The organism is Hydrogenophaga crocea, assembly GCF_011388215.1.
Taxonomy (GTDB): domain Bacteria; phylum Pseudomonadota; class Gammaproteobacteria; order Burkholderiales; family Burkholderiaceae_C; genus Hydrogenophaga; species Hydrogenophaga crocea.
Genome location: NZ_CP049989.1, coordinates 4,101,188 through 4,123,889 on the forward strand (window position 1 = coordinate 4,101,188; position 22,702 = coordinate 4,123,889).

Genomic DNA, 22,702 nt, shown 5'->3' on the forward strand with positions numbered 1-22,702 from the left:
GTGGAGCGTCAAAAGGACTCCGATGATAGGCAAGTTGACCGGCACGCTGCTGGAGAAGAACCCGCCCCAGATCCTGCTCGATTGCCACGGCGTGGGCTACGAGGTGGACGTGCCCATGAGCACCTTCTACCACCTGCCCGCCAGCGGCGAGAAGCTGTCCCTGCTGACGCACTTCGTGGTGCGCGAGGACGCGCAGATCCTCTACGGCTTCGCCACCGCGGGCGAGCGCGACGCCTTCCGGCAACTCATCAAGATCAGCGGCGTGGGCCCGCGCACCGCGCTGGCCGTGCTCTCGGGCCTGTCGGTGAACGACCTGGCCCAGGCCGTGAGCGCACAGGAGCCGGGCCGGCTCGTGAAGGTGCCCGGCATCGGCAAGAAGACCGCCGAGCGGCTGCTGCTCGAGCTCAAGGGCAAGATCGGCGTCGACCTGGGTCTGCCCGCGGGCGCCACGCGCAGCGACGCGCAGACCGATATCCAGCAGGCGCTGATGGCCCTGGGCTACAGCGAAAAAGACGCGGCCGCCGCGCTCAAGGCGCTGCCGGCCGACGTCGGCGTCACCGACGGCATCAAGCTCGCGCTCAAGGCGCTCGCCAAGTAAGCTCGCCAGGCAAATGAGCATCCAGACCGACGATTTCGCCCCGTCGCCGCGCGTCATCTCGCCGGTGAGCGTGTCGCCCAAGGAAGAGGCGATCGAGCGCGCGCTGCGCCCCAAGCTGCTCGACGAGTACGTGGGCCAGATGAAGGTTCGCGAGCAGCTTGAGATCTTCATCGGCGCCGCGAAGAAGCGCGCCGAGGCGCTCGACCACGTGCTGCTGTTCGGCCCGCCCGGCCTGGGCAAGACCACGCTGTCGCACATCATTGCGCAGGAGCTCGGCGTGAACCTGCGCCAGACCAGCGGCCCGGTGCTCGAAAAGCCCAAGGACCTGGCGGCCCTGCTCACCAACCTCGAGCCCAACGACGTGCTCTTCATCGACGAGATCCACCGGCTCTCGCCGGTGGTCGAGGAAATCCTCTATCCCGCGCTCGAGGACTACCAGATCGACATCATGATCGGCGAGGGCCCGGCGGCGCGCAGCATCAAGCTCGACCTGCAGCCCTTCACCCTGGTGGGTGCGACCACGCGCGCGGGCATGCTCACCAACCCGCTGCGCGACCGCTTCGGCATCGTGGCGCGGCTGGAGTTCTACACGGCCGACGAGCTCGCGCGCATCGTGCGCCGCAGCGCGGGCCTGCTCAACGCGCCCATCGACACCGAAGGCGCGTTCGAGATCGCGCGCCGCTCGCGCGGCACGCCGCGCATCGCCAACCGCCTGCTGCGCCGCGTGCGCGACTACGCCGACGTCAAGGGCGGCGGCCACATCTCGAAGGACATCGCCGAGCGCGCGCTCGCCATGCTCGACGTCGATCCCCAGGGCTTCGACCTGATGGACCGCAAGCTGCTCGAGGCCGTGATCCACCGCTTCGACGGCGGCCCCGTGGGCCTGGACAACATCGCCGCGAGCATCGGCGAAGAGCGCGACACCATCGAGGACGTGATCGAGCCCTACCTGATCCAGCAGGGCTACCTGCAGCGCACGCCGCGCGGGCGCACCGCCACGCTCGCGGCCTACCGCCACCTGGGCGTGGTGCCGCCCCAAGGCGAGGGCGGGCTGTTCTCCGAGGCCGGCTGACACCGCCATGAGCGACACGCCTCCCGCCGACCCGAGGGCGCTGTCACAGGCACAGCCGGCCAGCGCCACGGAGTCGCTGTACCGCGCGGCGCTGGGCCCGCGGGCGCTGGGGCACTACCTGCCGGCCTTCGCGCGCTTCGACGAGCTCGGCGTGGCGCGTCCCCACTGGAACCACGCGGCGGGCTGGCTGGGCTGGCACTGGCTGCTGTACCGCCGGCTCTGGCGCGCGGCCCTGCTGCACATGGCCTTGCTGGCCCTGGCCCTCGGGGCCTGGTGGTGGCTGCAGGCCAACACCGGGCCCTGGCCCGCGGGCGTGCGCTGGGGCCTGCTCGCGGCCATCGCCGTGGTGGCCGTGGCCGCGCCCGGCTGGTGGGGCGACGCCTGGCTGCACGCCGCGGTGCGCCAGCGCATGACCGACGCGGTGCGCGAGGCCAAGACCGTGCAGGAGGCCTGCGACCGGCTCGCGCGGCCCGCGCTGGCGCACAAGGCCTGGGTGCTGGTGGTGCTGCTCGAGATCGCGGCGCTGCTGGCCTGGCGCATGGGCGGGCCCCCCTGGGGCGATTCGCCGCCGCCCCGGCCCGAACCGCTCGTGGGCGAGGCGGTGCCGGCGCCCCCAGCCGCGCCGCCTGCTGAGCCGCCGCCCGCGCCCGCGCCGGCGCATGCGCCCGAGCCGTCTGTGCCGCCGTCACCGCCGCCGGCAGAGCCACCGGCGGCTCCCGCACCGGAGCCTGTGCCGGCCCCGGCCGTGCCTACACCCGCACCTGCACCTGCACCCGTGACCGTGGCCGCACCCGCACCCGACAACAACGCCGCGCTGCGTCCGCGCCTGGGCGGCCATGGCGTGTCCGTGGGCATCTTTGCCGACCCGGCCAATGCCGAGCGCGTGGCCAAGCGGCTGCGCGACGCGGGCCTGCCGGTGGTGAGCGATCCGCTGGAGTCGGCGCGCGGCACGCTCACGCGCGTGCGCGTGGGCCCGCTCGAATCCGCCGAAGAGGCCGCGGCCGCGGCCGAGACCGTGCGCAACCTCGGGCTCGAGGCGCGCCCCTACGGCCCGCGCTGACCTAGCCCAGCGCGCCGCGCGCGTCCACGCGCAACAGCCGCTCCACGTGGCCGGCGCTCAGGCCGCCACGCACGCCCACCAGCACGTCGTGCAGGTTCACCGTGGGGTCGCAGTGGCCGGGCACCAGCCACACGGTGTCGCCCAGCGCGGGCAGGTGCGCGCCACGCAGCACGCCGTGCTCGTCGCCGCCGTTGGCGAAGTCCAGGCCCTCGGGCCACCACACGCGCGGCAGGCCGCTGTCGATGGCGTGGCTCTTGTGGCCGGCGTCGATCACCGCGCGGCCTTCGGGCCGGCTCATCACCTGGGCTTTCACGAACAGCGCGTGCTCGAAGGCCGGCGCGTCGGCGTCGGCCGCGTTGGCCGCGTAGTCGGCGTCCATGAACAGGTAGGAGCCGGCCTGCAGCTCGCCCCATTGGCCGCTCGCGGTCTCGTGCACGAAGGTGCCGGTGCCGGCACCCGTGACCAGTGGCACCGCAATGCCCGAGGCCTCGAGCAGGCCGCGGGTGAGCGCCACCGCCTCGGCGGCGCGCGCGATGCTGGCGCGGCGCTCGGCGCCCGAGCGCTGGTGCTGGGCCGTGCCGTGGTAGGCCTGCAGGCCCGCGAAGCGCAGCACCGGGTGGGCCGCCACCGCGCGCGCCAGCGCCAGCGCGGGCTCGCCCGGGGCCGCGCCGCAGCGGCCGTGGCCGACGTCGATCTCCACATACACGTCGATCGCTGCGGCCGCGGTCACGCCCGCGTGCGCGAGCGCGTCGGCCAGGCGCTGCACGCCGAGCGCGCTGTCGACCGCGAGGCCGAAGCGCGTGCCGCCCGCGCGCACCGCGGCGGCGAGGCGCGCGAGCTTGGCCTCGTCCACCACCTCGTTGCTCACGTAGATGTCGCTCACGCCCTGCGCGGCCAGCGCCAGCGCCTCGCCGATCTTCTGCACGCACACGCCCACCGCGCCGTGCGCCATCTGCAGCCTGGCGAGCTCGGCGCACTTGTGCATCTTGGCGTGCGGGCGCAGCCGCAGGCCGCGCGCGCGGCAGAAGTCTGCCATGCGGTGCAGGTTGCGGTCCATGGCGTCGAGGTCGAGCACCAGCGCGGGCGTGTCGATCGCGGCCACGGGCTGGCCGACCAGGTGCGAAAAGCGGTCAGGCGCTGCGTTCATCGAGCACGTCCTCGTCGTCGCCCACCTGCAGGTGGCTCACGTCGCCCCAGCCCACCAGGCTCAGGCCTTCGGGCGACCAGAGCAGGCGGTTCACGCCGGCATTGGCGAGCTGCCAGGTGCGCGGCGCCTGCAGCTCCAGGCGCGTGGCGGCGCGGTAGATCACGTCGAGCACGCCGCCGTGCGCCACCAGCAGGATCTGCTCGCCCAGGTGCTGCTGCGCGAGTTCCTCGACGGCGGCGACCACGCGCTCGCGCAGCTGCACCAGGGTTTCGCCGCCCGGGGGCGCGAAATCGGGCATGCGCTTGCGCCAGGCCAGGGTCTCGGTGGGGTAGCGCAGGGCCAGCTCGTCCCAGGTGTGGCCTTCGAAGCGGCCGAAGCCGCGCTCGCGCAGTCCGATGTGGGTGTGGATCGGCAGGCCATGGCGCTCGGCCACGGCCTGCGCGGTGTCGCGCGCGCGTTTGAGATCGCTGCTGTAGACGGCGGCGATGGGCTCGTCGCGCAGGGCCTGGCCCAGCCGCGCGGCCTGCCAGCGGCCGTGTTCGTTGAGGTCGATGTCGGTGTGGCCCTGGATGCGGGTGTCGCGGTTCCAGGCGGTTTCACCGTGGCGCACGGCCAGGATTCGTGTGGCTTGCAAAGCGTTGGGGGGCGTGGAAAGACCGATGAAATGTACCGGGCCTTGCGAGACAATGGGCCGCATGGATTCGCCGAGCGCACCGGGCGCCGACTTCACCACGCTGTTCCACTTCCTGCCGATCGGTGCTTACCGCAGCTCCGCCGACGGGCAGATGATCCACGCCAACGCGCAACTGGCGCGCATCAACGGCTTTCGCGACGTCGACGAGCTGCTGGCCCACGCGCGCGCCGACCCTGACGGCTGGTACGCCGACCCGCAGCGCCGCGCCGAATTCCGCGCGCTGCTGGCGCGCGATGGCGCGGTGCGCGGCTTCGTGTCCGAGGTCCGCAGCCGCCACGTCGGCGAGCGCATGTGGGTGCGCGAAAACGCCCACGTGGTGCGCGACGCCAGCGGCCAGGTGCTGTTCTACGAAGGCACGGTCGAAGACATCAGCGCCCAGATGGCCCAGCAGCAGGCCATCGACGAGCAGCAGGAGCGCATGCGGGCGCTGGCCGACCAGATCCCCGGCATGCTGTTCTCGCTCGTGGTGCACCACGACGGCTCGCGCAGCTACCGCTTCGTGAGCTCCGGCGTGCGCGAGCTGTATGGCGTGGAGCCCGAAGACGTGATGCGCGACGCGACGCTGATCGCGCGCATGCTGCACCCCGACGATGCCCCCCGGCTGCAGGTCGAGACCCAGGCGCTGCTCGAGCAGGCGCTGGTGCTCTCGGGCGAGTTCCGCATCCGCCTCGCCGACGGCCGTGTCAAGTGGGTGCACAACCGCTCGATCGAGGTGCGGCGCGACAGCGAAGGCGTGCACCGCGTGGGCGTGCTGCTCGACATCACCGAACGCAAGCGCGCCGAAGACGCCCTGCACGAAAACGAGGCGCTCTGGAAGCTGGCGCTGGAAAGCGCGGGCGAGGGCGTGTGGGACTGGAACCTCGTGACCGGCGAGGAATACCTTTCGGACAGCATGCTCGCGCTGTATGGCTACACGCGCGAAGAACTGCGCGGCGAAGCGGTGGCGCTCGACGCCCGCACCCACCCCGACGACGTGGTGGGCATGAGCCTCGCGCGCATCGCCCACTTCGAGGGCCGCTCGCGCGTGTACCGCAACGAACACCGCGTGCAGGCCAAAGACGGGCGCTGGGTCTGGGTGCTCACGCGCGGCATGGTGATCGCGCGCGACGAGCAGGGCCGGCCGCTGCGCATGGTGGGCACGCACACCGACATCACCGAGATGAAGCAGGCCGAGGAGCAGCGCCACGCGCTCGAGGCGCAGCTGCGCGAGAGCCAGAAGATGGAAGCCATCGGCACCCTGGCCGGCGGCGTGGCGCACGACTTCAACAACCTGCTCGCGGCCATCCTCGGCAACCTGGTGCTGGCGCGCGAAGACGTGGGCCCCGACCACCCGGCCCAGGAAAGCCTGGCCGAGATCAACCGCGCGGCGATCCGCGCGCGCCAGCTGGTGCAGCAGATCCTCACCTTCAGCCGGCGCGGCACGCAGGTGATGGAGCGCCAGCCGCTGCTGCCGCTGGTGGACGAGGCGCTGCGCCTCATGCGCTCGCTGCTGCCCGCGGGCGTGCGGCTGACCACGCGGCTGTCCGAGCAAGCCTTGCCCGTGCTGGTCGACGGCACGCAGATGCAGCAGGTGCTCATGAACCTGTGCACCAATGCCTGGCAGGCTTTCGAAGGCCGGGCCGGCGAGGTCACGGTGACGCTCGAAGCCGTGACGCTGGATGCGGGCCACGCGCTGCAGCTTGGCGCCATCGAGCCCGGCGCGTACGCGCGGCTGAGCGTGGCCGACAACGGCCCGGGCATGGATGAAGCCACGCAGCGCCGCGTGTTCGAGCCCTTCTTCACCACCAAGGCCCCGGGCACGGGGACCGGCCTGGGCCTGGCCGTGGTGCACGGCATCGTCAAGGCGCACCGCGGCGCGATCGGGCTCGTGAGCCGGCCGGGCGCGGGGGCGCGTTTCGACGTCTACCTGCCGCTCGCCGCGGCCGATGTCGCGCCGCAGGAGGACGCCATCGCGCCCGCGGCGGCGCCGCTCGAGCCGGTGCGCGCCGGCCTGCACGTGGTCTACGTGGACGACTACGAGGCCCTGGTGTTCCTGGTCAACCGGCTGCTGCGCAAGCAGGGCTACCGCGTGACCACCTTCGAGTCCGGGCAGGCGGCGATCGACTGGTTCGCCCAACACCCCGACGAACCCGTGGACCTGCTCGTGACCGACCAGAACATGCCCGGGCTCTCGGGCATCGAGGCGGCGCGCGAACTGCGCCGGCTGCGCCCCGCGCTGCGCATGGCGGTGGTGTCGGGCCACGTGAGCGACGCGCTGATCGCCGAGGCCGCGGCCATCGGCATCACCGAGGTCATGGCCAAGCAGGACAGCATGGACGCGCTGGGCGCCGCGATCCGCGGGCTGCTCGAGCCCGCCGGCGCCTGATCAGCGCGGCACCTCGATGTTGACCTGGCGCACGCCGGCCGGCGGCGTGGGAAAACCCTGCAGCGCGGCGTCGAGCATCGCGGTCCAGAGCGCGGGCGTGCTGTTCCAGCGGCCGTCGTGCGCGCCGCGCGTTTCGTAGACCACGCGGTTGCTCGCGGCGTCGCGGATCACGAGCGAGACGCTGCGCTGGTAATAGGGCGTCTCGAAGCGCGGCACGGGCGGGAAGAAGATCACCTGGCCGCTGCCCGTGACCACGTAGTCGCGGCCCGGCAGCGCGAAGGGCGAGCCGTAGTAGCCGTAGGGCCCCCAGCGGTCCCAGGGGCTTTCCCAGGGTGCGTGGGGCAGGCGCACCACGCTCGCGCTCACCTGCACCGCCCAGGGCGCCGACACGCCGGGCGCCGCGCGGGTCCAGCCGAGCTTGGCGAGCGAGGCCTCGGCATAACGCTCGAGTTCGTCCTGGCCGCGCGCGTTCGCTTCCTGTTGCGAGGGCAGGCGCTCGAAGCGGTAGACCTGGGGCGCCGCGGGCACGCCGGCGTTGGGGGCGCGGTCCTGCCAGCGCGGAAAACTCTGCACCTGGTTGTCGACCAGGAAGACCGAGGCGCAGCCCGAGAGCAGCAGCGCGGCGAGGGCGGGAACGGCGAGGCGCAGAAAGGCGGTGTTCATGCAGGCTCCGCGAGGGGCCGGCTCAGCCGCCGGCGGCGATGGGTATGACCGTGCGCGCGCCGGACGGGTTCCCGTCGGCGTCCCAGCCCGTGGCCGTGGGCGCGGATGGGGGTGGGGCGCAGGGCTCTTCGTCGAAGGCCTTGTCGCCGGCATCATCGGGCTGGCCCGTGGCGCGCAGGGTTTCAAACGGAAACAGCGTGCGGTCCATGAGGTGGCTGGGCACCACGTTCTGCAGCGCGTTGAACATGTTCTCGATGCGGCCCGGGTACTTCGCGTCCCACTCGCGCAGCAGGTTGCCCACCTGCTTGCGCTGCAGGTTCTCCTGGCTGCCGCACAGCGTGCACGGGATGATGGGGAACTGCCGCACCTCGGCCCAGCGCGCCAGGTCTTTCTCGGGCACGTAGGCCATGGGGCGGATCACCACGTTCTTGCCGTCGTCGCTCACCAGCTTGGGCGGCATGCCCTTGAGCTTGGCGCCGAAGAACATGTTGAGCAGCAGCGTCTGCAGGATGTCGTCGCGGTGGTGGCCGAGCGCGATCTTGGTGGCGCCGAGTTCGCCGGCCACGCGGTAGAGGATGCCGCGGCGCAGCCGGCTGCACAGGCTGCACAGCGTCTTGCCCTCGGGGATCACGCGCTTGACGATCGAGTAGGTGTCCTGGTTCTCGATGTGGAACTTCACGCCGAGCTGGGTGAGGTACTCGGGCAGCACGTGCTCGGGAAAGCCCGGCTGCTTCTGGTCGAGGTTGACCGCGATGAGCTCGAAATCGACCGGTGCGCGCGCCTGCAGCTTGAGCAGGATGTCGAGCATGCCGTAGCTGTCCTTGCCACCCGAGAGGCAGACCATCACGCGGTCGCCCTGCTCGATCATGTTGTGGTCGACGATGGCGCGGCCGACCTCGCGGCACAGGCGTTTCTCGAGCTTGTGGTTTTCGAGTTCGATGTTCATGTTCGTGCCTTTCAGGGCCTCACCACTGGCCGCTTTCCATGCGGATCGCGACCTCGCAGTCGTCGAAGATCTCGAGCTTGGCGATCTTCACGCGCACACCGATCACGCCCGGCAACTGCATGAGCCGGCGCGTGAGCTTGCCGATCAGGCTCTCGAGCAGGTTCACGTGCTCGGCGGTGCACTCGTCGATGATGATCTGGCGCACCTTGCGGTAGTCGAGCACGTGCGAGATGTCGTCGTCCTTGGGCAGCAGCGGCTGCGTGCCCTGGTTGAGCTCGGCGTCCACGCGGATCGGCTGCGGCGCGTGCTTTTCGTGGTCGAGGATGCCCAGGTTGGCATCGAAGCGCAAGCCGCTGAGCGTGAGGGTCTGGTTGCCGGCGACGGTGGGGATCATGGGGCCCTCACATCAGGGAGAAGTCGCGCTCGAAGCGCATCAGGTGCTGGCCGCCGTCGACCAGCAGCGAGGTGCCGGTGATGGACCCGTTGGCCAGCACGAAGGCCACGGCCGCGGCCACGTCGGCCGCGGTGGACGAGCGGCCCAGCGGCGACTGCTTATGCAGCTCGGCGAACTTGTCGTCGCTGAGCAGGTGGCTGGTGAGCGTGAGCCCGGGCGCCACGCCGACCACGCGCACGCGCGGCGCCAGCGCCAGCGCCAGCATGGTGGTCGCGGCCTCGAGCGCGGCCTTGGACAGCGTGTAGCTGAAGAAGTCCGGGTTCATGTTCCAGAGCTTCTGGTCGAGCAGGTTCACCACCGCCCCGTGGCCGTTGGGCGTGCCGCGTTCGCTCAGGTGTTCGTGCAAGGCCTGGGCCAGCACCACCGCGGCGCCGGTGTTGGCGCGCAGGTGCATTTCCATCGCGCCGTAGTCGAAGCTGCGCGCGCTGTCGTGCTCGAAGGTCGAGGCGCTGTTGACCACCGCGTCGACCGCGCCGAAGCGCTGCACCACGGCCGGCAGCAGGGCGCGCACGCTGCGCTCGTCGGCGAGGTCGGCGAAGAAGGTGTGGGCGCTGCCGGCGCGACCGCTGGCGGCCTCGCAGTCGGCCGCGGTCTGGCGCGCCTCGTCCACCGAATGCCGGTGGTGGATGGCGACGTTCCAGCCCGCGCGCGCGAGCGTGAGGGCGATCTCGCGGCCCAGGCGTTTGCCCGCGCCGGTGACCAGCGCGGTGCGGGGCGAATCGGGGGTGGAAGCGGGTGGGGTGGGGGCCATCGGGGACAATGCGGCGCGTGAACACCGCACCCGTGAACGAGGCCGAGAGTGTAGCCAGCGCCCTGCGGGCGCGCATCGCCGCGGCCATTCGCGCCGCGGGCGGCTGGCTGCCGTTCGAGCGCTACATGGCGCTGGCGCTCTACGAGCCCGGCCTGGGCTACTACGCCAACCCCAGCCGCAAATTCGGCCACGGGCCGCAGCAGGGCAGCGATTTCGTGACCGCGCCCGAGCTCACGCCGCTGTTCGGCCGCACGCTCGCGCGCCAAGTGGCGCAGGCGCTCGACGCCACCGGCACCGACGAGGTCTGGGAGTTCGGCGCCGGCAGCGGCGCGCTGGCCTTGCAGCTCATCGAAGGCCTGGCCGAGCGCGGCCGCCCGCCCGCGCGCTACCGCATCGTCGACCTCTCGGGCGTGCTGCGCGAACGCCAGCGCGCCACACTGGCCGCGCACGCCGATCGGGTGCAGTGGGTGGATGCGCTGCCCGAGCGCTTCGAGGGCGTGGCGGTGGGCAACGAGGTGCTCGACGCCATGCCCGTGACCCTGCTCGCGCGCGTGGGCGGCCAGTGGTTCGAGCGCGGCGTGGCGCTGGACGGCGAGCGCCTGGCCTGGGCCGACCGGCCCACCGACTTGCGACCCCCGATCGAGGTGCCCGGCGCGCACGACTACCTCACCGAGATCCACCCGCAGGCCGAAGCCTTCGTGCGCACCCTGGCCGACCGGCTCGCGCGCGGCGCGGCCTTTCTGTTCGACTACGGCTTTCCCGAGGCCGAGTACTACCACCCGCAGCGCGCCATGGGCACGCTGGTGGCGCACCGTGCCCACCGCCGCGACGACGACGTGCTCGGCGACCCGGGTGAGAAGGACATCACCGCGCACGTGAACTTCACCGGCATCGCGCTCGCCGCGCAGGACGCGGGCTTGGACGTGATCGGCTACACCGGTCAGGGCCGCTTCCTCATCAACGCCGGCCTGATCGACCTGGCGCGCGAGGCCGGGGTGCGCGAGAACGCGCTGATGCAAAAGCTCGTGAACGAGCACGAGATGGGCGAGTTGTTCAAGGTGATCGCGCTCGCCCCGCGCGCGAGCAGCGCAGGCTGGGTGCCGATCGGCTTCAGCGCGGGCGACCGCACCCACCGGCTCTGAAAGGTCCGCCGTGATCCGCTGGATGATCGTGATCTTCCTGGCCCTGCTGCTGATCAGTTGGGCCACGCCGCTGCTGCGCAAGCTCGGCCTGGGCCGGCTGCCGGGCGATCTTCACTTCCGCGCCTTCGGCCGCGAGTGGTTCCTGCCCTTTGCGAGCACCGTGCTGCTGAGCTTCGTGGCGACGCTGATCGGCTACCTGGTGTGATCAGGCCGCGGCCGCGGTGTGGCCGCGCGCGGCCACGGCCTGCATGTAGGCCAGGTAGTCGGCGTTGAGCGCGGGGTCGTTGACCAGTTTCTGAACGCCCACCGACAGGGCCACCGATGCAGGATCGTTGTGGCCGGAAGCGGGGTCTTGACCCTGGGTGGCAATGACCGGGCTCAGCAGCCGCAGCGCGAAGGCGTTGGCAAACCAAGCCGTCTTGAGCTTCTCCTTGTCAATGCCTGGCTGGAGGGCGGCCTGTTCGATGACCTCGAGTCCCAGGCGCACGTCCTGGCAGAAGGCCAGCGGCAGGCGCTCGGGCGGCACTTGCTGCAGCGCCTGTGTCAAAGGCGCCTGCACCAGTTGGGCGAGTTGGTTTTTGTGGCTCGGATCTTTCTTGTCGAGGCCGGCGATGTGCTCTCGCATTTCGCTCGGCGCCATGGTTGCGCTCATCTGGTTGACCAGCGCTTTCATCTCGTCCGAGAGGGCAAGTGCCGACATCACCAAGGCGATGGCCGAGTTGCCGCGGAATGCTGTCGCCACGTTGCTGATGCCTTTCACCTCGGTGGCGAGCTCCTGTCTCAGCAGAGCCCTGGCTTGCAGCGGGTCGGCCTTGGCCAATTTGCCCAGCAATTCGACCTCGAACAGCGTCTCGGGATCGCAGTTGCCCTTGGCGCTGAGGGCCTTTTGCGCCAACGACAGGGTGTCGGCGTTCAAGTCCGGGTAGCGCACCGACGCCAACAAAGCCCGAGTGTCCTGTTGCGCGCGCTGCTCCGGATTCCTGGGCAGGCGCGCACCCACATCGCTGCCCTCGGCCAGGCGCTGGTAGTGCTGTAACAGCGCGAAGCGGAACGCGCCTGCGCGGGCCGCTTTGCCAATGTCGGGGTCGACGCTCAGGGCGTCATTCATGTAGCCCTTGATGGTCTGAAGGGCAGCGTCGCGGTCGGCCACGCTCGCGTTCTCCATGCATCCCAGCGCCTGCAGTGCGTCGGCCGCGATGGCGTGCATGTTCAGATCGGCCATGGTGTGGCCGCTCAGCACGCGCACAGAGCCATCGGCCTGGAGGCCCCAGCTGTCGAGGCCGATGCGTGCCGCCGCGCCTTCGCCCCAACGGGCATCGACCATACGTGCCAGCTGCTTCATGGCCGCGTCCGATTGCTCTCGGAGCTTCTCGCGCGACGGCTTGTGCCCCAGGGCCGCGAGGAATGCCGTCTTGGACAGCGGCTTGGTGTACAGCACGCCGTCCTTGTACCGCAGGAGCGCGTGAGCGCTGCGTTTGCCGTCGAACGCCGTGGCGACCGCGCCCAGGCGCGTGTTGGGCTCGATCTTGATTCCGACTTTGTTGGAGAACATGGGGCAGCAATGAAGTGGGGAAATCGAAGGGATGGGAGCGGGCATCAGCCGCGCATGCCGAGCAAGTAAGCCGTCGGGCGCCCGGTGGCGGTATCGGGCGGTGCTTGCGGTGGCGTGCGCAGCAGTTCGCGCCACACCTGCGCCTTGGCGGCGAAGCCTTCGAGGCGGGTTCTGAGGGGCTCGGCGTCGAGCGACGCCGGTGCCAGCAGCTGGCGCAGGCGCAGCACGCCATCGGGCGTGAGGCTCGCGGCGGTGTCGGCCGACAGGCCGGTGTACTGCAGCAGCAGTTCGTTCATCTTCTGCGAGGCCAGCCCCTGGGGCGCTTCGCCGATCGAGGCGCCGACCGACACCAGCCCGTCGTCGCGGACCTCGACCTCGACCCAGAGCTCGTCGGCGAACAGCAGGGTCCAGCAGGGCTCCTGGTCTTCGCGCACAAAGCCCAACACATGGTCGGATGCGTCAACGATGGTCGCGATCAGGTGGTCGATGTGCTCGAGTTCGGTCATGGCGGAGATCCTTCGGTGAGGCTTTTCAGTGGCCTGCCCAAACCCGGGGTTCCGCCCTGGCCGGAGCCTAGGTCGCCGGGTTTAGAGCGCGTGCGCCAGGGCCTAACCCTATGATTTCGCCATGAGCCCTCCCGCGCCCCTCGCCCGTTTGCTGGCCGACGTCGGCGGCACCAACGCCCGCTTCGCCTTCCAGCCAGCGCCCGGCGCCCCGTTCGAGGCGGTGCAGGTGCTGCCGGTGGCCGGATTCCCGCGCCTGCAGGATGCGCTGCGCCACTACCTCGCGGGCATTGCCCCGCGCACGGTGCGGGCCGCGGCCATCGCCATCGCCAACCCGGTGCTGGGCGACGCGGTGCGCATGACCAACCACCACTGGGCGTTCTCGCAGCGCGAACTGCAGGCCGAGCTGGGTTTTCGGCACCTGCGTGTGCTCAACGACTTCACCGCGCTCGCGCTCGCGCTGCCGGTGTTGCCCGAGGCGCACCGGCGCCAGGTGGGCGGTGGCACGGCCGATCCCCGGGCCGCCATCGGCCTGCTGGGTGCGGGCACGGGCCTGGGCGTGTCGGGCCTGCTGCCCGACGGCCGCGGCGGCTGGGTGCCGCTGCAGGGCGAGGGCGGCCACGTGACGCTGGCCGCGCAGGATGCGCGCGAGCGCACCGTGATCGACGGCCTGGTGCGCCGGTACGGCCATGCCTCGGGCGAGCGGGTGTGCAGCGGCGAGGGCCTGCTCGACACCTTCCGCGTGCTCTGCGAGGCCGAAGGCGCGGCGGTGCAGGGCATCGCCACGCCGGCCGATGTGACCGAGGCCGCGTTGTCCGCGGCGCAGCCGCAGGCCGTGGCCGCGCTCGAGGTGTTCTGCGCGCTGCTTGGCACGGTGGCGGGCAACCTCGCGCTCACGCTGGGCGCGCGCGGCGGCGTGTACATCGGCGGCGGCATCGTGCCGCGCCTGGGCCCGGCCTTCGACGCCTCGCCGTTCCGGGCGCGCTTCGAGGCCAAGGGCCGTTTCGCCACCTACCTGCGCGGCATTCCCGTGTGGGTGATCACCGCGCCCGACTCGCCCGCGCTGCTGGGTGCGGCGCGCAGCCTCGACGGCTTGGATTGAACGCGCGCTTGCGCTACGCTGGCTGGCCAACCGCTACCCAGGAGGCCGCATGAGCAACCCACTGCGCACCGTGCTCGTCTTTTCGCACGAAGACCAGGCCTGGCTGCGGCGGTCCAACCTGGTGGTGCCCGACTACTGGCGGGGCCACGGCGTGGCCCCCATGCCCGGCGACGTGTTCCGCGTCGGCGGGCGGCAGTTCACCATCCAGGGCCGGCTGTGGGAGCACGACCTGCACGGCCCGCTGCTGCGGGTCTTCGTGGGCGCGGCCCACGCCGAGAGCGACTCGGTGTTCGGCTGAGCTCGCGCCGCGCGCTCAGCGCGCCGCGGCGGCCGCGGCCTCGCGCAGGTTCGCCGCGTTGGCGGCTTCGCTGTCGGCGTGCACCGTGAGGTTGGGGTAGGGCAGGCGGATGCCGCGCGCCCCGAAGGCCGCCTTGAGCCGGCGCAGGAATTCGCGCCGCACGCCCCATTGTTCGATCGGCAGCGTGCGGAAGCGGCAGCGGATCACCACCGAGGCGTTGTCCCAGCGCTCCACGCCGGCCACCTCCAGATCGTCCAGGATGCGCGCGCCGAAGGCCTGGTCGGCGCGCAGGCCGGCGGCCACCTCGCGGATCACCTGCACCACGGCGTCCACGTCTTCGTGCACCGAGACCGCGACGTCGCAGACCGCCTGGCTGAAGCCGCGCGTCATGTTGACCACCGTGGTGATGTGGCCGTTGGGCACGTAGTGCACGTTGCCGTCGTAGTCGCGCAGCTGCACGTAGCGCAGCGTGACCTCTTCGACCACGCCCGCGTGCTCGCCGAGCTTCACCACGTCGCCCTGGCGGATCTGGTTCTCGAGCAGCAGGAAGAAGCCCGTGAAGTAGTCCTTGACCAGGCTCTGCGCGCCGAAGCCCACGGCCAGGCCGACCACACCCGCGGCGCCGAGGATGGGCGCCACCGACACGCCGAGCTCGCCCAGCACCAACATGCCTGCGATCAGGCTCACCACCACCACCGAGAGGTAGCGGAACACGCGGCTGAGCGTTTCGGCGCGCTTGATCGCTTCGCGGTCGTTGTCGAGCTGGCCGGCCACGCGGTCGCGCAGCAGCCGGATGGCGCGCCGCGCGATGCCGACCACGACCCAGGCCGCGATCAGGATCAGCACGATGCGCAGCCCGCTGGTGGCCAGGCTGCCCAGGCCCTGCCACCAGCCGGTGGCGATGTCGATGAATCTTTCGTTCAAACCGTTTTCTCCTGTGCAGGGGTCGCTTGCAGCGCGCGCAGGAAGCGCTCGCGCCACCAGTGCACGTCGTGCGTGCGGATGCGTTGCAGCAGCGCCTGGTGGCGCTGCTGGCGCTCGGCCAGCGGCATCTGCAGCGCGCGCTGGATGGCCTCGGCTGTGCGCGCGGTGTCGTAGGGGTTCACCAGCAAGGCCTCCTTGAGCTGTTCGGCCGCGCCCGCGAAACGCGAGAGCACGAGCACGCCGGGGTCTTCGGGGTCCTGCGCGGCCACGAACTCCTTGGCCACCAGGTTCATGCCGTCGCGCAGCGGCGTCACCAGCGCCACCGCGGCCGCGCGGTACAGGCCGGGCAGGCGCTTGCGCGCCACGTTGCGGTGGATGTAGCGCACGGGCATCCAGTCGAGCTCGCCGTGTTCGCCATTGATGGCGCCCGAGAGGCTTTCGAGCTCGGCGCGCAGCGAGGCGTAGGCGTCCACCGATTCGCGGCTCGGCGAGGCGATCTGGATCAGCGTGGCGCTGCCCTGGTTCTCGGGGTACTTCTGCAGCAGGGTGCGAAAGGCCTTGAGCCGTTGCGGCAGGCCCTTGGAGTAGTCGAGCCGTTCCACGCCCACGAGCAGGCGCCGGCGCGCGTACTCGCGGCGCAGCTGGTCGTGCATGTCCTGCGCTTCGCGCTGGCGCGTGAGGGCCTGGAATTCGTCCACGTCGATGCCGATGGGGAAGGCCTGCACCTGCAGGGTCTTGCCGAAGGCGTGCCAGCCATGGTCGCCCTCGGCGCGCGCCTGCAGTTCGTCGCTCGCGTAGCGCGCGAAGTGGGTCACGTCGGCCTCGCTCTGCAGGCCCACGAGGTCGTAGGCAAACAGCGAGCGCATCAGCCATTCGTGCTCGGGCAGTGCGGCCAGCATCAGCGGTGGCGGCAACGGGATGTGCAGGAAAAAGCCCATGCGCTGCTCGCAGCCCATGGCGCGCAGCTCGGCCGCGAGCGGGATCAGGTGGTAGTCGTGGACCCAGATCAGGTCGTCGGGCCGCAGCAGGGCCTTGAGCTTGAGCGCGAACAGCTGGTTGACGCGCCGGTAGCCCGAAATGCTGCCGCCGTCGAAGTCGGCGAGGTCGAGCCGGTAGTGGAACACCGGCCAGAGCACGCCGTTGCTGTGGCGTTCGTAGTAGGCGTCGTGGTCGTCGCGGCAGAGGTCGACCGTGACCAGCTGCACCGGGCCGGCCTGCTGGCGGTTGACCTCGCCTTCGCCGGGCGTGCCGCCTTCGGTGATGCGCCCGCTCCAGCCGAACCACAGGCCGCCGCTGGCTTCGAGGGCCTGGCCCAGGGCCACGGCCAGGCCGCCGGCCGCGGTCTTGCGCGGATCGGCGACGCGGTTGGAGATGACGACGAGGCGGCCCATGCTCAGATCACCGAGTCCCAGGGGGCCGACAGCCGCATCGCGGCGTTGATCAGGCCCACCATCGAATAGGTCTGCGGGAAGTTGCCCCACATTTCGCCCGTGGTGGCGTGGGTGTCTTCCGACAGCAGGCCCAGCGGGTTGCGCACCGCGAGCATGGCTTCGAAGACCGCGCGCGCCTCGGCCTGGCGGCCGGTGCGCGCGAGCGCGTCGATGCGCCAGAAGGTGCAGATGTTGAACGCCACCTCGGGTTTGCCGAAGTCGTCGGGCGCTTCGTAGCGCCGCATGTAGGGGCCGTCACACAGGTGCTGCTCGAGCGCGCGCAGCGTGGCCACAAAGCGCGGGTCGCGCGGATCGATCAGGTTCACCTCGGCCATCAGCAGCACGCTGGCGTCGAGGTCGCGGCCGCCGAAGCTCTCGGCGAAGGCCTGGCGTTCCTCGCTCCAGGCCTCGCGCAGGATGCGCTCGCGCATGTGTGCCGCGCGCTCGCTCCACACGCGTTCGCGCTCGGGCAGGCGCAGCTTGCGCGCGATCTTGGCGAGCCGGTCGCACGCGGCCCAGCCCATGAGGGCCGAGGAGGTGTGCAGCCGCGCGCGCGTGCGCAGCTCCCACATGCCCGCGTCGGGCTGGTCGAACACGCGCACCGCGTGCTCGCCGATGGCCTCGAGGCGGTGGAACTCGTCGAGGCCGGGCTGGTGCAGCAGGCGGTGGTCGTGAAAGGCCTGTGCCGAGGCGAGAACGATGTTGCCGTACACGTCGTGCTGGAAGTGTTCGTGCGCCTGGTTGCCCACGCGCACCGGTCCCATGCCGCGGTAGCCGGGCAGGGTGCTCACGGTGCGCTCTGGCAAATCGCGTTCCAGACCCACGCCGAAGAGCGGCTGCACGTGGCCGTCGCGCCCGCGCGTGCTGTCGACCACCACGTTGGACACCCAGCGCAGGTAGTCCTCCATGGTGCCGACCTCGGACAGGCTGTTGAGCGCGCGCACCACGAAGAAGGCGTCGCGCAGCCAGCAGTAGCGGTAGTCCCAGTTGCGCTGGGTGCCGGGCGCTTCGGGGATGCTGGTGGTCATGGCGGCCACGATGGCGCCGGTGTCCTCGAACAGCGAGAGCTTGAGCGTGATGGCGGCGCGGATCACCGCGTCCTGCCACTCGAGCGGCAGCGCCAGACGCTGCGTCCAGGTGCGCCAGTAGGCAATGGTCTCTTGCTCGAAGTGGCGCGCGGTGTCGCCCACGCCGTGCTGCAGGGTCTCGTCGGGCCCGAGCAGGAAGCTGTGTTCCTGCAGCAGCAGGAACGGCTCGGCCGCGAGCACGTGGCTGATCGGCGCGTCGGTGTACAGGCGCAGCGTGAGGTGTTCGCCCACGTAGCGGATGTGGTGGCTGCCCGAGGTGGTGCGCGGCGCGTTCGCGCCCCAGTCGAAGCGCGGCGACAGCCGCACGCGGATGCGCGGCGCGCCTTTGAGTGCGCGCACGCGGCGCACGATCTGCATCGGCCGGAACATGCGTCCGCGGGTGGCGAAACGCGGCGCGAAGTCGGTGATCTGCAGGCCCTGGCCGTGGCGGTCCCAGAGCTCGGTCACCAGCACCGCGGTGTTGGGCTCGTAGCGCTGGCGCGCTTCGGCAAAGTCCTCGATGTCGATCGCCCAATCGCCCCTTTCGCCCGTTGCGCCGCCGTCGCCGCCCAGCAGGGCGCAGAACACGGGGTCGCCGTCGAAGCGCGGCATGCACGACCAGACCAGGCGGGCGCGTGCGTCGATCAGGGCGCTGATGGTGCAGTTGCCGATCACGCCCAGTTGCAGCGACGCGGGGGCGGGGGGGGCGAATCCGTGGCTCATGCGCGGGTCTCCAGGGCGTGGTGCAACCAGGCGCGCAAGGCCTGGGGATTGGGGCAGCGGCGCTGCGCGCGTGTGGGGCCGTCGCCCACCTTGATGGCCTCGCCGCCGAGCGCCTGCACCGCAGCGAAGCCGTCTTCGTCGGTCACGTCGTCGCCTGCGAAACAGGGCTGGCGGCCGGTGAACGGCGGCTCGGCCATGAAAGCGGCGATCGCGCGGCCTTTGCCGACGTGGGCGGGCTTGACCTCGACCACGGCCTTGCCGCTCATGAGCCGCAGGCCGTCCTGGTGTTCGATGGCGCGCGCGAGCAGGTCAACGCAGGCCGGGCCCAGGCCGGGGTTGAGCCGGAAGTGCAGCGAGAGCGAGGTCTGTTTGACCTCGAGGATCAGGCCCTCGTGGCGGGCCGCGAAGTCGCGCGCCAGGGCCGTCACGGTGCGCAGGTCGGCCCCGCCGGCCACGCGCTCGGTGCCGTCGGCGCCCACGTGCACGGCGCCGTGCTCGAAGGCGCCGGGCCAGCGCTGCACCGGCAGCCAGCGCTGCAGGTCGGCGCGCGCGCGGCCGGTCACGATCGCCAAGGCACCGCCGAGGCGCCGGTGCAGGGCGTCCAGCAGCACCGGCAGATCGGGCGGGATCTGCACGGCGTCGGGCCGGCTGGCGAGTTCGGCCAGCGTGCCATCGAAGTCCAGGAACAGCGCGGAGCGCCGGGCCGACAGGGTGGGCAGCGTGCTCGTCATCAGCCCTGCACCGTACCGCGGGGGGTGCGGCGGGCGCAAGCGTGGCGCGGTTTGTCGCAGTGCTGCGCTGCGGCAAATCGCCGCGGCTTGACAGCGCCGCCTTCAGCCGGGCAGGCCCAGGGCCGCCTGCAAGGCCGCGAGGCGGGCCGAATGCAAGCGCTCGCCCACTTCGGGGCCGCTCAGGCCGTCGGCGAGCGCGGCGCGCGTGATGGCGGCCGCGTCGAGCGCCTGCAGGCGCTGCAGTGCCTGGCCCAGGCGCGCGGTGGCGGCGTGGACCGCGGTCCCGCCGTCGGCGTCGGCCAGCGCCAGGCCGTCGAGGGCCTGCAGCAGGGCCGCGAAGCGCGCGGGCTTGCGCCAGGCGTCGCAGCGGTCGAACAGGCCGAGCACGGTGGCGGCGTCGGCGCTGCCCGCCTGCCGCAGGGCCATGGCTTCGCGCTGCAACAACAGCGAGAGATCGCGCGCTTCGTTGGGCACCCGCCAGCGATCGGCCAGGGCGCGCAAGGCCGGGGCGTCGGGCAGCGCAGCGACCAGCCAGGTCCAGCGCACCGCCAGCGGGGCGTGTGCAAAAGCCGCCTGCCGCTCGAGCGAGGGCGTGAGCGCGGCGCGGCGCAGCGCGGCGAGGCCCCAGGCCTCGAGCAGTCCGCAGGCGTCGAGCGCGGCGATGAGCCGGCTCGGGTGCGGCTCCATCAGCCCGCGCGCGATCTCCTGCCACACGCGCTCGGCCACGAGGTGGTGGGCCTCGCCGTGCGCGACCATGTCGCGCATCAGCGCAAGGGTCTCGGGCGCGATGTGAAAGCCGTCCCAGCGCGCCATGAAGCGCGCCACGCGCAGGATGCGAACCGGGTCTTCGGCGAACGCGGGCGTGACGTGGCGCAGCGTGCGCGTGCGCAGGTCGGCCAGGCCGCCCCAGGGGTCGATCAGCGGGGCATCGGCCGGGTGGTCGGCGTGTTCGGCCGCCACCGCCATGGCATTGACCGTGAGGTCGCGCCGCGCGAGGTCGTCTTCGAGTGTGACGCCCGCCGCCGCGTGGAACGCGAAGCCGTGGTAGCCCGGGGCGGTCTTGCGCTCGGTGCGCGCCAGCGCGTATTCCTCGCGCGTCTGCGGGTGCAGGAAGACCGGGAAGTCGCGGCCCACGGGCACGAAGCCCTGGGCGGCCATGGCCTCGGGCGTGGCGCCCACCACCACCCAGTCGCGGTCGGCGCTGGCCGGCGCGGGCCAGCCCAGCTCGCGTGTGAGCAGGGCATCGCGCACGGCACCGCCCACGAGGTAGATCTGCATGGGCGCGAGTGTAGGCGCGGGCTCAGCGGGTGCCGGGCCGCAGCCGGTAGGGCTCGTCGAAGTCGATGAAGTCTTTTTCGGCCAGCGCATCGCCGACCCAGGCCTGCACGCCCGGCAGCGCAAGCACGCGATCGACATAGGCCTGCACCTCGGGCGGCACCGGCAAGGCGTAGGTGCGGATGCGCGTGCACACCGGCGCGTAGAAGGCGTCGGCGATGCCGAAGTCGCCGAACAGCAGGCTGCCCGCGGGCTGCGCCGCGAGCAGCTCGGTCCACATGGCGACCAGCCGTGCCACATCGGCGCGCAGGCCGGCCTGGTCGCGCCAGAGCAGCGCACCGACCTCGGGCAGCGAGGCCTCGATGTTCATGGGGCAGTGGTTGCGCAGCGCGCTGAAACCGCTGTGCATCTCGGCGCACACGCTGCGTGCGCGGGCGCGGGCGCGAGTGTCGGCCGGCCAGAGCTGGCGCTCGGGGAAACGTTCGGCGAGGTATTCGGCAATGGCCAGCGAGTCCCAGATGGCGAAGCCGTCGTCGACCAGCGCAGGCACCTTGCCCACGGGGTTGATGGCCTTCACGCGTTGTTTGAAGACCGAGTCCGCTTCGAAGGAATCGAACCGGATCTGCACCTCTTCAAAGGGGATGCCGGCCTGGCGCATCAGCACCCAGGGGCGCATGGACCAGGACGAGTAGTTCTTGTTGCCGATGATCAACTGCAGGGGCATGGGAGGTCTCCGTGAAGAAACCGCATGCTAGGCCCGCGGGGCCGTGCCATCGATGAAAACCGTGGGCCTTTTGGATGCGGGCCCGTCATGAATGGCTCAGGCGTACTTCTCGAGGATGCGCGTGGAGCGCTCGACGTCGCGCATCGCGGGTCCTTCGACCGCGGCCTCGGCGACCGCGTCGAGCATGGAGCAGGCCATCATGCGGTAGAAGGCCTTGTCCATGGCTTTGCGGGCAGCCGACATCTGCTGCGCCACCTCTTCACAAGAGCGGTCGCTCTGGACCATGTCGATGAGGCCGCGGATCTGGCCTTCGATGCGCTTGAGGCGGTTGATCACGTCGCGTTGGCTGTCGAGGCTGGCAGCGATTCGAGCACGGTGGGTGGGGGATTCGTACGGATCGGATTGCATGGTGCGCCCTTAAGTTAAAGGTGCTCATTTGCGAGCCGCGCCAGTGTTTCAGATAACACAACCCCCGTACAGTTCGGCGCCCGGGATTCGCGATCAATATCCGATCAACGTCCAGCCTGCTGCCGCCAATGCAGTAGCCGACTGTGGCCTGTGCGCTGCGCCAGGGTCTCGGGGGCGATGGCGTGCACGCTGGCGGCCTGGATGCCCAGCCGGTCGAGGCCGGGCCACTGGCCGGTGGCCACGTTGGGCACGGCCATGGCGTCGACGTTGTCGCGGCTCATGAGCGGCTCGCCGGGCAGGCATTCCATGACCGCGGCCTGGCAGCGGCCCAGGGCCGCGGGCAGCCCGATCACGGGGCGCTCGCGGCTGCCCAGGCGCCCCGCGAGCTGCACCAGCTCGCGCAGCGTGAACACCTCGGGGCCCACGCACCCGTAGGTCTGGCCGATGCTGGCGCGGCCGATCGCGTTGTCGCGCAGGCAGGCCGCGATGGCCGCGGCCACGTCTTCGACCCAGACGGGCTGGAAGCGCGCGTCGGCGCAGGCCAGCGGCACCACTGGCGCCACGGCCTGCAGCTGCGCGAACAGGTTGAGGAAGCGGTCGCCCATGCCGTGGATCACGCTGGGGCGCAGCACGGTGAGGTCGAGGTTGGCAGCGCGCAGCACCTCCTCGCCGCGGGCCTTGCTGCGCTGGTAGCGCGAAGGGCCGTCGAGGGCGACGCCGAGCGCGCTCACGTGCACCAGCCGGCGCACGCCGTTGGCCAGACAGGCTTCTTCGATCGCCAGCGGCAGTTCGACGTGGGCGCGTTCGAAGGCGGTCTCGCTGCCGTGCAGGATGGCCACGAGGTTGACCACCGCGTCCTGCCCGGCCATGAGCGCGAGCAGCTGACGCGGGTCGTGCACGTCGGCTTCGATCACGGTGACGCGGGGCAGGTGCTGCACGAGCGCGGCGCGGGCCGCGCGCCGCGTGGGCACGGTGATGTGCCAGCCGTCGCGCTGCAGCTTTTCGCAGGTGTGGCGGCCGACGAAGCCGGTGCCGCCGAGGACGAGGACGTTCTTCATGGCGTTGCGCAAGGG

At 71.4% G+C, this 22,702-nt stretch carries 24 protein-coding genes; 8 read left to right on the forward strand and 16 right to left on the reverse strand.

The genetic code is table 11. From position 1 onward, the window contains the following. Positions 1–22: 22 nt before the first annotated feature. From ruvA to G9Q37_RS19495, 3 genes are read left to right on the forward strand one after another with little or no spacing between them, the layout of a single operon-like run. Positions 23–598 (forward strand): Holliday junction branch migration protein RuvA, encoded by a 576-nt coding sequence (ruvA, locus tag G9Q37_RS19485; RefSeq protein ID WP_166229899.1) that lies wholly within the window; start codon positions 23–25, stop codon positions 596–598. A 13-nt stretch (positions 599–611) separates the two neighbouring features. Then, on the forward strand, positions 612–1,670 hold the full coding sequence (gene ruvB / locus G9Q37_RS19490; RefSeq protein WP_166229901.1) for a Holliday junction branch migration DNA helicase RuvB: 1,059 nt from the start codon (positions 612–614) through the stop codon (positions 1,668–1,670). A 7-nt stretch (positions 1,671–1,677) separates the two neighbouring features. After that, positions 1,678–2,730, forward strand: coding sequence for an SPOR domain-containing protein (locus G9Q37_RS19495; RefSeq protein WP_166229903.1), 1,053 nt, complete (start codon positions 1,678–1,680; stop codon positions 2,728–2,730). Between the two features lies 1 nt (position 2,731). Here G9Q37_RS19495 and G9Q37_RS19500 read toward each other — a convergent pair whose 3' ends face one another. Continuing rightward, a complete protein-coding gene (locus G9Q37_RS19500; RefSeq protein ID WP_166229905.1) occupies positions 2,732–3,877 on the reverse strand; it encodes a DSD1 family PLP-dependent enzyme in 1,146 nt (381 codons plus the stop codon). Next, complete coding sequence (locus G9Q37_RS19505; protein WP_205710680.1) at positions 3,861–4,511, reverse strand: histidine phosphatase family protein; 651 nt, start codon at positions 4,509–4,511, stop codon at positions 3,861–3,863. Before G9Q37_RS19505 ends, G9Q37_RS19500 begins: the two co-directional genes overlap by 17 nt. 61 nt (positions 4,512–4,572) lie before the next feature. On the opposite strand from G9Q37_RS19505, the gene G9Q37_RS19510 reads away from it, so the two are divergent. Next, positions 4,573–6,936 (forward strand): hybrid sensor histidine kinase/response regulator, encoded by a 2,364-nt coding sequence (locus tag G9Q37_RS19510; RefSeq protein WP_166229907.1) that lies wholly within the window; start codon positions 4,573–4,575, stop codon positions 6,934–6,936. Here G9Q37_RS19510 and G9Q37_RS19515 read toward each other — a convergent pair whose 3' ends face one another. The 4 genes from G9Q37_RS19515 to G9Q37_RS19530 are packed head-to-tail and all read right to left on the reverse strand — an operon-like array spanning position 6,937 to position 9,750. Continuing rightward, on the reverse strand, positions 6,937–7,599 hold the full coding sequence (locus G9Q37_RS19515; protein WP_166229909.1) for a DUF4136 domain-containing protein: 663 nt from the start codon (positions 7,597–7,599) through the stop codon (positions 6,937–6,939). It abuts the gene before it with no gap. A gap of 22 nt (positions 7,600–7,621) precedes the next feature. Continuing rightward, complete coding sequence (gene ttcA / locus G9Q37_RS19520; RefSeq protein ID WP_166229911.1) at positions 7,622–8,545, reverse strand: tRNA 2-thiocytidine(32) synthetase TtcA; 924 nt, start codon at positions 8,543–8,545, stop codon at positions 7,622–7,624. Positions 8,546–8,564: 19 nt separating this feature from the next. Next, the gene (locus G9Q37_RS19525) at positions 8,565–8,939 is read right to left on the reverse strand and encodes a dihydroneopterin aldolase (protein WP_166229913.1); all 375 of its coding nucleotides are present in this window, start codon (positions 8,937–8,939) and stop codon (positions 8,565–8,567) included. A gap of 7 nt (positions 8,940–8,946) precedes the next feature. Then, entirely contained in the window at positions 8,947–9,750 is an 804-nt protein-coding gene (locus G9Q37_RS19530; RefSeq protein WP_166229915.1) for an SDR family oxidoreductase, read from the reverse strand. An 8-nt stretch (positions 9,751–9,758) separates the two neighbouring features. Between G9Q37_RS19530 and G9Q37_RS19535 the strand changes: the two genes are divergently transcribed. Further along, a complete protein-coding gene (locus G9Q37_RS19535) occupies positions 9,759–10,892 on the forward strand; it encodes a class I SAM-dependent methyltransferase (RefSeq protein WP_166229917.1) in 1,134 nt (377 codons plus the stop codon). Between the two features lie 10 nt (positions 10,893–10,902). Continuing rightward, positions 10,903–11,097 (forward strand): DUF2905 domain-containing protein, encoded by a 195-nt coding sequence (locus G9Q37_RS19540; protein ID WP_166229919.1) that lies wholly within the window; start codon positions 10,903–10,905, stop codon positions 11,095–11,097. Here the strand turns inward: G9Q37_RS19540 and G9Q37_RS19545 are convergent, their stop codons facing one another. Together G9Q37_RS19545 and G9Q37_RS19550 are read right to left on the reverse strand one after the other, a co-directional pair. Next, positions 11,098–12,444 carry a hypothetical protein gene (locus G9Q37_RS19545; protein ID WP_166229921.1) on the reverse strand — a complete coding sequence of 449 codons (1,347 nt, stop codon included), beginning with the start codon at positions 12,442–12,444 and terminating at the stop codon, positions 11,098–11,100. It abuts the gene before it with no gap. 44 nt (positions 12,445–12,488) lie between these two features. Then, on the reverse strand, positions 12,489–12,950 hold the full coding sequence (locus G9Q37_RS19550; protein WP_166229923.1) for a type III secretion system chaperone: 462 nt from the start codon (positions 12,948–12,950) through the stop codon (positions 12,489–12,491). Between the two features lie 121 nt (positions 12,951–13,071). On the opposite strand from G9Q37_RS19550, the gene glk reads away from it, so the two are divergent. Both glk and G9Q37_RS19560 read left to right on the forward strand, forming a co-directional pair. Beyond that, positions 13,072–14,049 (forward strand): glucokinase, encoded by a 978-nt coding sequence (gene glk / locus G9Q37_RS19555; protein ID WP_166229925.1) that lies wholly within the window; start codon positions 13,072–13,074, stop codon positions 14,047–14,049. Positions 14,050–14,098: 49 nt separating this feature from the next. Next, positions 14,099–14,347: a hypothetical protein gene (locus G9Q37_RS19560; RefSeq protein WP_166229927.1), complete on the forward strand. Its 249-nt coding sequence runs from the start codon at positions 14,099–14,101 to the stop codon at positions 14,345–14,347. A 15-nt stretch (positions 14,348–14,362) separates the two neighbouring features. Here the strand turns inward: G9Q37_RS19560 and G9Q37_RS19565 are convergent, their stop codons facing one another. The 8 genes from G9Q37_RS19565 to G9Q37_RS19600 all read right to left on the reverse strand — a co-directional run bounded on the left by G9Q37_RS19565 (position 14,363) and on the right by G9Q37_RS19600 (position 22,687). Next, positions 14,363–15,271: a mechanosensitive ion channel family protein gene (locus G9Q37_RS19565; RefSeq protein ID WP_166229928.1), complete on the reverse strand. Its 909-nt coding sequence runs from the start codon at positions 15,269–15,271 to the stop codon at positions 14,363–14,365. After that, positions 15,268–16,662 carry an alpha,alpha-trehalose-phosphate synthase (UDP-forming) gene (gene otsA, locus G9Q37_RS19570; protein WP_166229930.1) on the reverse strand — a complete coding sequence of 465 codons (1,395 nt, stop codon included), beginning with the start codon at positions 16,660–16,662 and terminating at the stop codon, positions 15,268–15,270. The genes G9Q37_RS19565 and otsA overlap by 4 nt, the downstream gene beginning before the upstream one ends. Positions 16,663–16,664: 2 nt before the next feature. Further along, a complete protein-coding gene (locus G9Q37_RS19575) occupies positions 16,665–18,491 on the reverse strand; it encodes a glycoside hydrolase family 15 protein (RefSeq protein ID WP_166229932.1) in 1,827 nt (608 codons plus the stop codon). After that, the gene (gene otsB / locus G9Q37_RS19580; protein WP_166229934.1) at positions 18,488–19,222 is read right to left on the reverse strand and encodes a trehalose-phosphatase; all 735 of its coding nucleotides are present in this window, start codon (positions 19,220–19,222) and stop codon (positions 18,488–18,490) included. The genes G9Q37_RS19575 and otsB overlap by 4 nt, the downstream gene beginning before the upstream one ends. 102 nt (positions 19,223–19,324) lie before the next feature. Continuing rightward, on the reverse strand, positions 19,325–20,500 hold the full coding sequence (locus G9Q37_RS19585) for a tRNA nucleotidyltransferase/poly(A) polymerase-related protein (RefSeq protein ID WP_166229936.1): 1,176 nt from the start codon (positions 20,498–20,500) through the stop codon (positions 19,325–19,327). 22 nt (positions 20,501–20,522) lie between these two features. Further along, positions 20,523–21,221, reverse strand: coding sequence for a glutathione S-transferase family protein (locus G9Q37_RS19590; RefSeq protein WP_166229938.1), 699 nt, complete (start codon positions 21,219–21,221; stop codon positions 20,523–20,525). A gap of 96 nt (positions 21,222–21,317) precedes the next feature. After that, positions 21,318–21,629: a metal-sensitive transcriptional regulator gene (locus tag G9Q37_RS19595; RefSeq protein WP_166229940.1), complete on the reverse strand. Its 312-nt coding sequence runs from the start codon at positions 21,627–21,629 to the stop codon at positions 21,318–21,320. Between the two features lie 104 nt (positions 21,630–21,733). Further along, positions 21,734–22,687: a complex I NDUFA9 subunit family protein gene (locus tag G9Q37_RS19600; protein ID WP_166229942.1), complete on the reverse strand. Its 954-nt coding sequence runs from the start codon at positions 22,685–22,687 to the stop codon at positions 21,734–21,736. Between the last annotated feature and the right edge of the window lie 15 nt (positions 22,688–22,702).